Source organism: Mesorhizobium sp. M4B.F.Ca.ET.058.02.1.1 (genome assembly GCF_003952505.1).
In the GTDB taxonomy this organism is placed as follows: Bacteria; Pseudomonadota; Alphaproteobacteria; order Rhizobiales; family Rhizobiaceae; genus Mesorhizobium.
Genome location: NZ_CP034450.1, coordinates 1,597,846 through 1,611,001, shown reverse-complemented (window position 1 = coordinate 1,611,001; position 13,156 = coordinate 1,597,846). Strand labels below are relative to the sequence as shown.

The 13,156-nt window shown below is 66.2% G+C and carries 15 protein-coding genes; 11 read left to right on the top strand and 4 right to left on the bottom strand.

Features of this window, described 5'->3' with window-relative positions; translation table 11 throughout:
* The first annotated feature begins 184 nt into the window (after positions 1–184).
* The 4 genes from EJ073_RS08165 to EJ073_RS32015 all read left to right on the top strand — a co-directional run bounded on the left by EJ073_RS08165 (position 185) and on the right by EJ073_RS32015 (position 3,056).
* Positions 185–838 (top strand): alpha/beta family hydrolase, encoded by a 654-nt coding sequence (locus EJ073_RS08165; protein WP_126055269.1) that lies wholly within the window; start codon positions 185–187, stop codon positions 836–838.
* A 173-nt stretch (positions 839–1,011) separates the two neighbouring features.
* A complete protein-coding gene (locus EJ073_RS08160; RefSeq protein ID WP_126055268.1) occupies positions 1,012–1,788 on the top strand; it encodes an exodeoxyribonuclease III in 777 nt (258 codons plus the stop codon).
* Positions 1,789–1,875: 87 nt separating this feature from the next.
* Positions 1,876–2,592 carry a hypothetical protein gene (locus EJ073_RS32020; RefSeq protein ID WP_245455501.1) on the top strand — a complete coding sequence of 239 codons (717 nt, stop codon included), beginning with the start codon at positions 1,876–1,878 and terminating at the stop codon, positions 2,590–2,592.
* The gene (locus tag EJ073_RS32015) at positions 2,520–3,056 is read left to right on the top strand and encodes a hypothetical protein (RefSeq protein WP_245455500.1); all 537 of its coding nucleotides are present in this window, start codon (positions 2,520–2,522) and stop codon (positions 3,054–3,056) included. The genes EJ073_RS32020 and EJ073_RS32015 overlap by 73 nt, the downstream gene beginning before the upstream one ends.
* Before the next feature lie 242 nt (positions 3,057–3,298).
* Here the strand turns inward: EJ073_RS32015 and EJ073_RS08150 are convergent, their stop codons facing one another.
* Positions 3,299–3,391, bottom strand: a complete 93-nt coding sequence (locus EJ073_RS08150; protein WP_126055267.1) for a putative RiPP precursor — start codon at positions 3,389–3,391, stop codon at positions 3,299–3,301.
* 69 nt (positions 3,392–3,460) lie between these two features.
* Positions 3,461–3,556, bottom strand: a complete 96-nt coding sequence (locus EJ073_RS08145; RefSeq protein WP_126055266.1) for a putative RiPP precursor — start codon at positions 3,554–3,556, stop codon at positions 3,461–3,463.
* A 242-nt stretch (positions 3,557–3,798) separates the two neighbouring features.
* Between EJ073_RS08145 and EJ073_RS32715 the strand changes: the two genes are divergently transcribed.
* From EJ073_RS32715 to EJ073_RS08125, 4 genes are all read left to right on the top strand, one after another.
* Positions 3,799–5,388 (top strand): WD40 repeat domain-containing protein, encoded by a 1,590-nt coding sequence (locus tag EJ073_RS32715; RefSeq protein WP_126055265.1) that lies wholly within the window; start codon positions 3,799–3,801, stop codon positions 5,386–5,388.
* A gap of 105 nt (positions 5,389–5,493) precedes the next feature.
* Positions 5,494–7,512, top strand: coding sequence for an amidase (locus tag EJ073_RS08135; RefSeq protein ID WP_126055264.1), 2,019 nt, complete (start codon positions 5,494–5,496; stop codon positions 7,510–7,512).
* A gap of 126 nt (positions 7,513–7,638) precedes the next feature.
* The gene (locus EJ073_RS08130) at positions 7,639–8,181 is read left to right on the top strand and encodes an isochorismatase family protein (RefSeq protein ID WP_126055263.1); all 543 of its coding nucleotides are present in this window, start codon (positions 7,639–7,641) and stop codon (positions 8,179–8,181) included.
* Between the two features lie 51 nt (positions 8,182–8,232).
* On the top strand, positions 8,233–8,721 hold the full coding sequence (locus tag EJ073_RS08125; RefSeq protein ID WP_126055262.1) for a GFA family protein: 489 nt from the start codon (positions 8,233–8,235) through the stop codon (positions 8,719–8,721).
* A 1,104-nt stretch (positions 8,722–9,825) separates the two neighbouring features.
* Here EJ073_RS08125 and EJ073_RS08120 read toward each other — a convergent pair.
* Positions 9,826–10,122: an antibiotic biosynthesis monooxygenase gene (locus tag EJ073_RS08120; protein ID WP_126055261.1), complete on the bottom strand. Its 297-nt coding sequence runs from the start codon at positions 10,120–10,122 to the stop codon at positions 9,826–9,828.
* Between the two features lie 23 nt (positions 10,123–10,145).
* Positions 10,146–10,460 carry a GYD domain-containing protein gene (locus tag EJ073_RS08115; RefSeq protein WP_126055260.1) on the bottom strand — a complete coding sequence of 105 codons (315 nt, stop codon included), beginning with the start codon at positions 10,458–10,460 and terminating at the stop codon, positions 10,146–10,148.
* A 430-nt stretch (positions 10,461–10,890) separates the two neighbouring features.
* Here EJ073_RS08115 and EJ073_RS08110 point away from each other — a divergent pair, with 430 nt between their 5' ends.
* From EJ073_RS08110 to EJ073_RS08100, 3 genes are all read left to right on the top strand, one after another.
* Positions 10,891–12,087, top strand: a complete 1,197-nt coding sequence (locus EJ073_RS08110; protein ID WP_189347788.1) for a PLP-dependent aminotransferase family protein — start codon at positions 10,891–10,893, stop codon at positions 12,085–12,087.
* Between the two features lie 104 nt (positions 12,088–12,191).
* Positions 12,192–12,455 (top strand): hypothetical protein, encoded by a 264-nt coding sequence (locus EJ073_RS08105; protein WP_126055258.1) that lies wholly within the window; start codon positions 12,192–12,194, stop codon positions 12,453–12,455.
* Between the two features lie 144 nt (positions 12,456–12,599).
* Entirely contained in the window at positions 12,600–13,148 is a 549-nt protein-coding gene (locus EJ073_RS08100; RefSeq protein ID WP_126055257.1) for a YbhB/YbcL family Raf kinase inhibitor-like protein, read from the top strand.
* Positions 13,149–13,156 lie beyond the last annotated feature (8 nt).

Sequence of the window (13,156 nt, the reverse complement as noted above, 5' to 3'; positions counted from 1 at the left end):
GTCCGGCAGGACAGAGGGGGGCGCTGTCCCGCCAGCCTCTCAACGGCTGGCGGCGGCGACCTCTAAGATTTTCGGTTTGTAAGAGTCGAAGTCGGCGTTCCTTCGCGCCCCCCTCTGGCCTGCCGGCCATCTCCCCCACAAGGGGGGAGATCAGCTGCTTCGTCGTCGCGCCGAGCACAGTCCCATGACCCACTTCCTCTTCGACGGCTCCGAAACCGCCCCCGTCACCATCCTGCTGGCCCATGGCGCCGGTGCGCCGATGGACTCCGCCTCGATGGCCGCCACCGCCAAGGCGCTCGCCACGGTCGGCTTCCGCGTGGCGCGCTTCGAGTTCCACTACATGGCGGCGCGCCGCTACGGCCATCGCAAGCCGCCGCCGCGCGCCGAGACGGTGAACCCTGAATACATCAAGGCGATCGCCGACCTTCGCGCCAAGGGTGTCACGGGAAAGCTCATCATCGGCGGCAAGTCGATGGGCGGACGGGTCGCGTCGATGGTCGCCGACGAGATGTTTGCCAAAGGCGAGATCGCCGGGCTCGTCTGCCTCGGCTATCCCTTCCATCCACCCGGCAAGCCGGAGCAACTCAGGACCAAGCATCTCCTCGGCCTCAAGACGCCGACGCTGATCTTCCAGGGCACGCGCGACGAATTCGGCACCAAGGATGAGGTTGCGACCTATGGCCTTTCCAACGCCATCGAGATGATCTGGCTGGAGGACGGCGACCACGATCTGAAGCCGCGCAAGGCGATCTCGGGGTTTTCGACGGGCGACCACCTGAAGACGGTGGCGGAGACGACAGCGGCTAAATTCGCGCAGCCGTCGGCTTCGTCATTCTAGGGCGGAGCAAGGAGCGAAGCGACGCGCGCAGACCCTAGAATCCATGCCGTGACGCTAAGGCGTTGCAACGGTTCAGAATTCTGCCCCGCCACGTTCCACGGCGACGGTCACGGCATGGATCCTCGGGTCAAGCCCGAGGATGACGAAGCGAGGGGCGCTTTCGGCATCCAAACATGAAAATCGCCACCTTCAACATCAACAACATCAACAGTCGCCTGGAGAACCTGCTGGCCTGGCTCGCCGAGGCAAAACCCGACGTCGTCTGCCTGCAGGAACTGAAGGCGCGCGACACGCAGTTTCCGCTGACCCGGCTGGCGAAGGCCGGCTATGGCGCGGTGTGGAAGGGCGAGCCGACCTGGAACGGCGTTGCCATTCTGGCAAAGGGCGCAGAACCCGTGCTGACGCGCGACGTACTGCCCGGCGACGACGCCGACCGCCAGGCGCGCTACATCGAGGCGGCGGTGTCGGGCATTGTCATCGCCTGCCTCTATGCGCCCAACGGCAACCCGCAGCCCGGGCCCAAATATCAGTACAAGCTCGCCTGGCACGATCGCTTCGCGGCGCACGCGAAGCAGCTCCTCGACACCGGCCTGCCGGTGGCGCTTGCCGGCGACTTCAACATCGTGCCTGAGCCGCGCGACATCTACCCGACCCGCTCCTATGACGACAACGCGCTGGTGCAGCCGCAAAGCCGCGCCGCCTTCGCGGCACTCGTCGAGCGGGGCTGGACCGATGCGCTGCGCAAGGTCTTCCCGAAGGAGGAGAAGCTCTACACATTCTGGGACTACCGCCGCAATCGCTGGCCGCGCGACGCGGGCCTCAGGCTCGACCACATCCTTTTGTCGAAGACACTCGTCCGCAAGCTGAAAGCGGCCGGCATCGACCGGGCCGTGCGCGGCGAGGACAACGCCAGCGACCACGCGCCGGTGTGGGTGGAGGTGGAGACCTGACCTCGCCGCCGCGATCCTTCGCGCCCCTCTGTGCAGTCACCACATCGCAAGCTAGGGTGTCGCAATCATTCCCGCCGAGGCTCGCCGTTGCCCAGCCTGACCGTCGCAGTCTCCTCAATCGTCCTCGCGGCCGCGGCATTGCTGGCCTTCCTCGTCTGGCAGGCGCGCCAGCGCCGGCGGATGCGGCGCCGGGCCGATCCGGCCCATGATTATGCGGTGCGCGCGTCCTGGCGGCCCACCGCCGGCAAGCTCAACTTCTCGTCCTATGTCTACATGGATGTCGACGGCGACGGGGTGTATGGCCTCGCCGACCGGCCGATGGCCGGCATCATGGTTCGGTTCTACGATGAGCGCGGCGGCTTCCTCGCCGCGGCGCGGACCAACTCCGCCGGCTTCGCCAATTTCCCGATGTCGTCCAGGCGACGCCGGGCCAGGATACGCGCGCCCGGCACCTACCGCTTTTCGGTCTCTGTGCCGCCCGGCTGGCGCGCCAGCAGCGGGAACGAGGACCAGTCGATACGCTTGCTGGCCGCGCCCGGCTCTGTCGCTGGCCTCGTCGGGGAGGACTTGCCGAAACCGGTCGGCCTCGCGCCGGTTCGCGTCCTGAGCGGCAGGATGCCCGCCGCGACGGAGGCGACGCTGTCGGTGATGGGCAAGGGCCAGATCCTCGACAGCCGGACGCTGGCGCGGGCGCCGCCTTCCGCTTTCCTCTCGCCGCAGGGGCCGACACGGTGGCGATCTCCGGCGGCGGCCTCGAGCGGCAGCTCGCGTTGTCGGCCTATCCGACCGATCTTGGCCTGCTGACGCCCGCCGTCATCGTGGCCGATGCGGCGCTGAGCGTCATCGGCTTCGACGACGTCACCACGCGCGGCCTGCGCAAGCTTCCGACGGGCCATGCCGGGCTCTCCTGGCGCAATCTCAACGCCATGGCGGGCGACCACACCAAGAACAGCGAGGGCTACGTCAACGGCAATGTCTCGGGCGATCACATCGCCTATACGAGCAGCGGCCATGCGGCCGAATTCGGCCGGCACCAGCCTTTCGGGCTGCATTCGATGATGCTGACCGCGGCCTGGCTGGCCTCGGAGGGAGAGACCGCGCTGATCGAGAGCTGGCTGGGGGAGGTGCCGGTCGCGCGCGATGAGATCACGCTGTCGGCGCTGGCGCCGTGCCACTATGCGCCGATGCTGAAGGCCGTCACGCGTGTTCGCCTGTCGACGAAGCACCATTGGCAGCTTGTGGTGGATGACCTGGTGCTGGTGCTCTAGGAGCAATTCCAGGAAAAGTGCGTAGCGGTTTTCCGTCCGGAATTGCGTCAAAACAATACTAGGAGCAATTCCAGGAAAAGTGCGTAGCGGTTTTCCGTCCGGAATTGCGTCAAAACAAATACTAGGAGCAATTCCGGGAAAAGTGCGTAGCGGTTTTCCGTCCGGAATTGCGTCAAAACAATACTAGAGCGGTTAAGCGATTCCATGAAACGCTGAACCGCTCCAGGAGAGCCGGCGAGGGATCAGATCAGGTTGTTCGAGCCCGCGCCGTTGGCGGTGATCGCCGAAAGCCTGTCCTTCTTCACCAGAACCGGCTTCTCATAGGTTTTCTTCATTTCAGGGGCTCCGATACAATGTCAAATCCGGCCAACGCCATGATGCTCAAGGCGCCAGCCGGGCTGAAATCACCGCGGGAGGGGAGTGGATCCGCCGTTGCGCGCCGTCACCGCCGAAAGCCTGTCCTTCTTGAGCAGGGCCAGCCTCTCGTAGGTCTTCTTCATATCCAACTCTCCATTAATCCACGAAGGATGATGTCAGACCCTCGTCTCCTGTCAACCATGACGGCTGATGTACACTGCGTGCATCCGGATAGTCACATCCCTGGCGCGAAGGTCTGCCGGATAAGCGCACTGCTTTGCCGAGGGGATCACGGATTTATTCCCGCGCGTGTGATTTCCGACACTTAGCCAGCGCGGGAAGCTGGGCTAGGATACCGATATGAGAAGAAGGGTGGGGGCATCCTATGAACAGAACGATCGACAGGCTGCTCTCGCTCCTCCTACTGGCGGCGGCCATCGCCTGCGTGATGCATGCCTGGCCGTTTCTGGCCACCGGAGCCGAGAGCCTCGCTCATCCGCTGGCCGATTCCGCCTCGATGCGGCTGACCGGCTTCCTGGTGGCGGCGCTCGCTCTGGTGGTCGGCGCGTTGCTGTTCCTTGCCGGTCTTTTGCCGGGACGGCCGGCGCATCAGGCCGGAGCGCCGCTGTTCGGCCGCGCGGCGGAGGTGCGGGATCTGGGCCGGCCGCATCTCAGGCGCGTCTTCCAGGTCCTGCCGGCGGTCACTGTGCTGGCGCTGCTCGCCGACCAGCCTTGGCGGGGCGGCGAGGTGGCGAACGAACCGAAGGGCGGACAGGATGTCGCCAGCGCTCCGCCGGCCCTCGCAACGCCGCCGGCGGAGCTGGTTCTAGCGCCGGCGCCACCGGAGCAGGCGGTAAAGACGCCGCCTGCGGCTGAGCCAACGCCGGCAAGTCCGGCCGTGCCGGCTTCGCCGCCTGCCGCGCCGGCCGAGCCGCCGAAGACCGCGCTGGCGCCTCCCGCCGCCCCACCCGAGGCTCCTTCGCCACCGCAACTGGCACCGCCACCCGCGACGGCCCCGCCGCCCGAGACCGTAGCTCCGCTGCCGCCCGCGCCGCCGCCGCTGCCGACCCAGGCTGAGGGCCATCGCGACGCCGTTGTCTGGCTGGCGGTCTCGCAAGACGGGCGCGAGATCATGAGCGCCAGCACCGACCGCATGATCAAGCTCTGGGACATCGACGGCAAGCGGCTGATCCGCAATCTGGGTGAGCACAAGGACATGGCGCGCACGGCGCTGTTCATGCCCGACGGCAAAAGCGCGCTGACCGCCAGCGACGACGGCGAGATCGTGCTGCGGAAGCTTGCCGACGGCGCTGTGCTGCACGTCTTTTCCGCGGGCCAGAACGGCGGTGCCAGGAACCTGGCGATCAGCTCCGACGGCAGGCTGGCCGTCAGCGGCCACGACACCGGTGCCGTCATCGTCTGGAATCTCGAAAAGGGTGGTGTGCTGCATGTACTGCCCGGCCATGACTGGTCGGTGAGCGCGGTCGCCGTCTCGCCCGACGGCACGAAAGCCCTGTCGGGCAGCATCGATGGCGAGCTGAAACTCTGGGACATTGTTTCGGGCAAGCAACTGCGCAGCTGGCACGGGCACGAGCAGGGCGCCTATGGCGCCGTCTTCACCGCTGACGGGCACCATGCGGTGACCGGCAGCGGCGACTACACGATCAAGCTCTGGGACCTCGACAGCTTCAGGGAAGTGCGCCGCTTCGAAGGCCATTCCGGCACCGTCTATGAAATCGCGCTGTCCCCCGACGGCAAGCGGCTTGCATCGGTCTCGCTCGACGGCACGGCGCGCATCTGGAACATGGACACCGGCGACCAGATCGCCGAGTTCGACCCCGGCACCGGCCCGATCTACGCGGTCGCCTTCGCCGCCGACGGCACGCTGCTCACCGGCGGCTACGACCGCACCATCCGCGACTGGCCGGCGGCCGGCGGCGAGGGGGTGGTGCTGTTCGCGGGCGCGCCGGAGTGATCGCTTCGCAGCTCGGCGCCTAGGCACCCCCTCTGGTGTGACGGAACGCGACCTGCATATGTATGCCTGCTATGCAGCAATGAACATGACGAGCCGCAATTCACCATGCCCGACCTCCACCTCGTCGAAGCCTCGATCGCCGACCTGCGCCGCGCGCTGGAGGACGGCACCGTCACCAGCGTCGAACTGGTCGGCGCTTACTTGCGGCGTATCGCGCGCTACGACCGCCACGGCATCGCGCTCAACGCCGTACCGGTGCTCAACCCCGACCTGTTCGCGGACGCGGCGGCTTCCGACCGACGGCGGCGTGAGGGCAAAACACTCGGGCCGCTCGACGGCATCTCCTACACCGCCAAGGACAGCTACAAGGTGAGGGGCCTGACGGTCGCCGCCGGCTCGCCCGCCTTCGAACAACTCGTCGCCAATGAAGACGCCTTCACCATAGCGCGCCTGCGCGCGGCGGGCGCGGTGCTGGTCGGTCTCACCAACATGCCGCCGATGGCCAATGGCGGCATGCAGCGCGGCGTCTATGGCCGCGCCGAGAGCCCTTACAATGCGGATTATCTGACCGCTGCTTTCGGCTCCGGTTCCTCCAATGGCTCGGGCACAGCGACGGCCGCCAGCTTCGCCGCTTTCGGCCTCGGCGAGGAAACCTGGTCGTCCGGCCGCGCGCCGGCCTCCAACAACGCGCTGGTCGCCTACACGCCCTCGCGCGGCATTATTTCGGTGCGCGGCAACTGGCCATTGGTGCCGACCATGGACGTGGTGGTGCCGCATACGCGCTCCGTCGCCGACATGCTGGAACTGCTCGACGTGATCGTCGCCGACGATGCCGAAACGCGCGGCGACCTCTGGCGCATGCAGCCCTGGGTGCCGATCCCGAAAGCCTCGGCGCTGAGGCCGGCGAGCTACGCCGGGTTGGCACTGGCGGGTGCGCTCGAGGGCAAGCGGCTCGGCGTGCCCAGAATGTATGTCGGCCGCGACGCGCAAGCAGCAAAGCCGATCGAGACGCGCGCCTCGGTGCTCGACCTCTGGCGGCAGGCCGCGGCCGACCTCGAAGCACTCGGCGCCGAGGTGGTCGAGGTCGACTTCCCCGTCGTCTCCAACTATGAGCGCGACCGTCCCGGCGCGAAGGCCATGGTTGAGCGCGGGCTGGTGCCTGAGGATTTCCCCGCCCGCGAGATCTGGGACCTTTGCATCTGGTCCTGGGACGATTTTTTGCGCGCCAACGCCGATCCGGCGATTCCCGATCTCGCCTCGGTCGACGGCGCAAAAATCTTCCCGCAGCCGCCGGGCGCGCTGCCCGACCGCTATGGCGACGACGGCTTCGACCTCGCCGAATATGTCGAGCGGGCGAAGCAGGGTGTGACGCCGTTCGAGCGCATCCCGACAATGCAGGCCGGCCTCGAGGGGCTGGAGCAAACGCGGTGCGTCGATTTCGAGGACTGGCTGGACGCCAACAGCCTCGACGCCGTGGTGCTGCCCGCCGCTGCCGATGTCGGCCCGGCCGATGCCGACGTCAACGAAGCCTCTGCGCTGCTGGCCTGGCGCAACGGCACCTGGGTCGCCAATGGCAATCTGGTGTGGCGACATCTCGGCATCCCGACCGTCACCGTGCCGATGGGCACCATGGCCGACATCGGCATGCCGGTCGGGCTGACCTTCGCCGGCAAGGCCTATGACGATGTGGCGCTGCTCTCGATGGCCGGCGACTACGAGCGCGCCACGCAGCGCCGCACCGTCCCGCCGCGCACGCCGGCGCTGGCGGATGATGTTTTAGCGGGCGGGAAGGGCAACGCCGCTTCGGCCCAGCCCGGTGAGACGCCATTCGCCGTGAACCTCACCGCCGAGACCATTCCTGCCGGCGACACCGACGAGATCGTCGTCACGCTGGATGCCGGCGCTGCCGATGGGGCAAACGTCAAGGTTCACGTCAACGGCGAGCCGGTGGCGATGCGGCATGACGGCAATCGTTACATCGGCCGCGTGTCCGTGCCCGCCGCCACGCATCAGGGTATCCACAGCGTCTGGCGCGGCTCCTACGGCTCGATCGTCACGGCCGTGGTGCGGCTGCCGGATGGGCGCACCGCCGGGGCCCATGCGGTGACCGGCGGGATAGGATGAGGGCTGAAGCTGCCAATCTTCCCCCTTGTGGGGGAGATCAGTTGGCACCGCCGCTTTCGCCAATCTCCGCCTTCGGGTGAAGCATCCATCCTTGACCCTCCGAACCCTCACGCTATCTTCGCGCCCATGCCAGAATCCAGCCTCGCCCCGCTCATTGTCATCGATCTCCAGACCGGCATGTTCGACGGCCGCTTCGAGCCGCCGATCCATGATGCCGAAGGCATCGTCGCCCGCGCCCGCGCGGTGATCGACTGGGCGCGAGAATCCGGCCGCAAGGTCGCCTTCATCCGCCATGACGGCCCGCAAGGCGATCCGCTGGCGCCGGGCGCCAGCGGCTGGCCGGTATGGCCGGGGCTCGGCCAGGCCGGCGACGAACCGACCTTCGGCAAGACGGTCGGCGATGCCTTCTCCAATGCCGCGCTTGGCGAATGGGTAGCCGGCCAGGGCGCGGGCGCGGTCATCCTGCTCGGCGCGCAGAGCGACTTCTGCGTTGCGGCGACCGTGAAGGGCGCGATGGCGCGCGGCCTCGGCGTGACCGTGGTGTCCGACGCGCACTCGACGCTCGACACCCCTGCCGAGAGCGCGGCCGAAATCATTGCCCGCCACAATGTGGCTTTCGAAGAGGCCGGCGCGAAACTGGCGACGGCGGAGGCGCTGAGCGGACGCTGAACCCTCTCCCGGAAGGGAAGCGCCCCTCAGCCAACCCGGGGAGACCTCACCATGCCAAGCCTCAACCTGCCCGCCGTAGGTGGATGCCGCTGTGGTCGTGTTCGCCTGAAGATCACCGCGCCGCCGCTGCTGACCATGGCCTGCCATTGCACCGGCTGCCAGCGTATGTCGGCCAGCGCCTATTCGCTGAGCGCGGCGATCCCCGACGAGGCCTTCGAAGTTACCCAAGGCGAGCCAGTGATCGGCGGGCTGCACATCGCCTCGCGGCACTATTTCTGCCCGCATTGCATGAGCTGGATGTTCACCCGGCCTGAGGGGCTCGACTGGTTCGTCAATCTGCGCCCGACCATGCTCGACGATCCAGGCTGGTTCACGCCCTTCGTCGAGACCTGGACCAGCGAGAAACTGCCCTGGGCGAAGACGCCCGCGGTGCACAGCTACGCGGCGCTGCCTGCGATGGAGGAGTATGGCGAACTGACGGCCGAGTTTGCCCAAGCCTTCACGACGGGCTCCTTCGCAACGGGCGGCTCCGCCGGCTGAGGGCATGTTATCAATATCTCAGCCGGCGGAGCGGGGGGCTGCCACCACTTAATGCCGTCACTGTTGCCCTTGGCATTTTCGAATTGGATAATATTGCGGAACGTCCAGTGGACATTCCGGGAACCAAGCGCAACCAAAACCTTCACGAACCGCGCCATGCCGATGGCGCAGGGTCGTTCTGGAGAGAGCCGGCCGTGGTCGACGGGGCCGCGGGGGCGCATGTTGGGGTGCTTTCGGGCCCGCGTCGACCAGGGCGGCTCGTACCGCCGCGAAAACACCATCGCATATCGGCAACGAAGCGGAACTTCCGCGATAGCGGAATAGGCTGGCGTGATTTTGCGGATTCGAGCTCCAGAGTTGCCACCTTGGCGCGAAAATGGCGATCGCCGGTTGCGGCGCCATCAAGAAACGACATGCCGAACCCGGCCAACATGATTGGCTACCAGACCACCGGCAAACCGGCTCGGATGTGCAGGCACCGGAGATATGAGGGCGCGCCCGCCAGCAGGTGAATCAACGCTTCAACCGACGGCCTAAGTGTTGGATATCCCAAGTGGCACGCCAGCCGCGGCCGGATGCCGCAAATTAATTTGCATGCAAATGTTTCGTCTCGGCGCCTTTTTGTGAAGCCTTTCACCGTTCTCGTGAAATCGGTCGGATACACATGCGGCGCAAAACTGGCGTCGCGTGACAGGGCAACACTGCCCGTTCCGCCGCTACGATACGGAGGATATCAATGTTGAAAAGCCTTCGCAGGCTTGTAGCCGCTCTCAAGCGCGCCTCCAGGCACAAACACACAATGCGTGCATTGAACGACTTGCCCCCGGAAACCCGGAAGGACATCAACTGGCCGCACTCGGCCCAAAGCTGTCCGGAACCGGTCCAGCCATACGAGATACGGTTGCCCTTCTGAAGCAGTTCCAGGAACAGCGGTCTACCGTCCGTGAGAACAAATGCTTGGAGCGGTTCGGTGGTTGCAGCAAAAGGCTGAACCGCTCTAAGGCTGCGAGGTCTACGCGCAGCGAACGACATGCCGCCGCGCGTCCAGCCGAACGATGCCGGCGGGGCGCCTGGCGGCCCGGCCATCGCCGATCTGGCGGCGTCCTAGCTTATGTCCGCAACAACTTCCCCCGATACAGGGTCGGTCACGCCGAGATCGCCGCCGAGATCTTCAAGCATGTCGCGGAACCCGTCGAGAATGCCGATCATCGACGGCCGCGCGGCGGCGAGGCTGTCCATGTCGTTCCACTCGCCGACAAAGCAGAATGTGCGCTCGCCGGTCTTGATGAGGGCGCCCTTGCGAAAGCCCGCGGCGTTGAGCGCGATGGTCTTGTGCTTCTCGACGAAGGCCTGTTCCTTGCCTGGCTTGGTGCGAAAGCGCACGACATTGTAGGCGGTCATGGTTTCCTCCGATCGGTTTGCGATCAGCCGGCGGGCTTGTAGACGCCCGCGGCCTTGTTGGCGGCCGCGAGCACGGCCTTCATGTCGAGTTCTTCGAGGATGACAAAGTCGCTCAACGAACCGCTTGCCCGCACCGCAAGGGCTATGCCCATCCCGGCAGCCTGGTCCGGCACCTCACCATTGACGACGACGTCATAAGCGCCACGCGTGAACATCAAGCCGGTCATCTTGCCGCCGACGCTTTCAAACAGCGCATTGACTGCAGCTTGCCGGTCCGAGCCCTGCATCAGTCCTTTGGCGGCGTGGGGTGCATAATTTGCCAACACGGTGACCTTCATGGGAATCTCCTCCAGATAACAATGTCTCGGGCCGCTCAATCGTTTGAGCAGCACCGGGTTGCTTGTCCTTTCACTGACATTTGACGTGGCCCGTGGACCGCCTTGGGCAGCCAAGGCCAACGGCGGTGCATAACCGGAGCTTCGCTTCGGTTGCAGTAATATGCGCCTATTCTAATATGACGACAATCCCGCCGTGGACGCGGTTGCAATGGGCCTCATGCGGCACAACAGTCTTCCATCGGCGGTCGCCAAAATGTGCTTTTCTCCCTGGCGGAATGGCATTCTGGCTATTCCAACCGGCGAGGGAGCCTGATAATAGGTCAGCCACATTGACCTAAATGCGCATGATCTCGCAAAGCGTGAACCGCTTTTGGACGAGATCGTGCCCGAGCAAGATTGACCATCCACGGGGAGGTGGGCCTTGACCCTGATGAACCTGTTGGCGTCGCGCGCTTCGCGTATGAAGGCGTCGGAAATCCGCGAGCTGCTGAAACTGCTCGACCAGCCGGACATCATCTCCTTTGCCGGCGGCATTCCGGACCCCGCGCTGTTTCCGGCGGACGCCATCAGTGCAGCCTATGCCTCGGTGCTCGGCGGCGCGGAGGCGGGCGCGGCCCTGCAGTACCAGGTCAGCGAGGGCTACCTGCCGCTCAGGAAATGGCTGGCCGGCCAGATGGGCAAGCTCGGCGTCGCCTGCGACGAGGGCAACATCTTCATCACCTCCGGCTCTCAGCAGGCGCTGGACTATCTCGGCAAGCTCTTTCTCTCGCCGGGCGACACGGCACTCGTCACCTGGCCGACTTATCTTGGTGCGCTGCAGGCCTTCAACGCCTATGAGCCACGCTACGATCGGCTGACGCCGGACGGCGGCAACATGACGCCGGCGGCCTATCACGCAGCCGCGGCGGCCGCCGGCGGGCGGGTCAAATTCGCCTATCTGGTGCCGGATTTCGCCAACCCGACCGGCGAGACGCTGGGTGTCAAGCAGCGCGAGGCGGTGCTCGACCTTGCCGGTGATCTCGACATCGCGATCATCGAGGACGCGGCCTACCGCGCGCTGCGCTATGACGGCGAAAGCGTGCCGCCGATCCTGGCGCTGGACTGCCAGCGCTCCGGCGGCATCGACAATGCCCGCACCCTTTATTGCGGCTCCTTCTCGAAGATCCTGTCGCCGGGCATGCGCGTCGGCTGGGTCTGCGCGCCGCGCCGCGTGGTGGAGCGCCTGGTGCTGATGAAGCAGGCCTCCGACCTGCACAGCCCCTCGATCAACCAGGTGGCCATGCATCGCGCCGCCGAGGCGATCTTCGACCAGCAGGTGGAAAAGTTGATCGGCGCCTACCGCGCCCGCCGCGACGGCCTGCTCGGCGCGCTCGAGGCCAACATGCCGGAGGGCGTGACCTGGAGCCGGCCGGATGGCGGCATGTTCGTCTGGGTGACGCTGCCCGAGGGCGCTGACGCCACGGCGCTGCTTGCCCGCTCGGTCAGGGAAGCGCGCGTCGCCTTCGTGCCGGGCAATGCTTTCCATGCCGACGGCACCGGCCGCAACACACTGCGGTTGAGCTTCACCCTGGCCGACAGCCGCGCCGTCGGCGAGGGGATCCCGAGGCTGGCGAAGCTGCTGGGGTAGCACGCCTCGCTATCTCCCACGAAGGGGCGCTCGGATGCCGCCGCCGGAACCCGCCGGGCATGCCGGCCGTTTCATTGCAGAGCGTTCAAACAGTTGGAGGTGAGATGGCTGTCATTCTCATCGGCGCGTTGCTCGTTGTCGCCGGCGTTGTCTATATGGCTGGCGCGGCGCTCTGGCGTGGTCGGCTCAGCGAACCGGCGCCGCTCGGCACCCCCGCCGACCGCTCCGCCTCAAGGTTGGCAACGCCTGGACCGACGCTCGAACCGCGACGGCGCGGGATGGGCTTCCTTGGCTTATCGCCGAACTGGCCGGGCCTGCTGATGATAGGCGTGGGCGTCGTCATGCTGTTGTCGGCGGCAGTGCTTTAAGCCGCCAACTCCATCGCCGCTAGGACAAAGCCGCCGAGATCGGCAGCTTCGGCGATTCACCATCCTCGTCACGCAAAGTTGCACGCCTTCAGCCGATCCTCTCGGCTAAAATGCGGGCGGATCAGCCAGAAGGAGAGGAAAGCCATGACCCTACGCTTTGGCCTCATCGCCCTTGCCCTGTCAGGCTTCGCCAGCCAGGCATCGGCTTTCGAGATTTCCAGCTCATCCGTCTCGGACGGCAAGTGGGACAACAGATACATCGGCGACAGCGCCGGCGGATGCACTGGCGGCAGCGTCTCGATCGCCTTGAACTGGAAGGATCCGCCGGCCGGCACCAAAAGCTACGCGCTCACCATGTTCGACCCCGATGCCGGCGGCGGCAAGGGCTGGTGGCACTGGCTGGCCTGGAACATTCCGGCGAGCGCCAATGGATTGCCCGAAGGCGCCGGCTCGAAGGGCGGCAAGGGCTTACCCAAGGGCGCCATGCTCGGCAAGGGCGACATCGGCCGCGCCGGCTATTTCGGCCCGTGCCCGCCGCCCGGCAGCGGCGCGCATCATTATGTCTTCACGCTCTATGCCCTCAAGGCGGCGAAGCTCCACGCCAAGGCGAGCGCTTCTCCCGCGACGGTGGCGGCCGCCGCGAAGGCGCAGTCGCTCGGCACGGCAACGGTGACCTATACATATGAGCGCTAGAGGCTGCC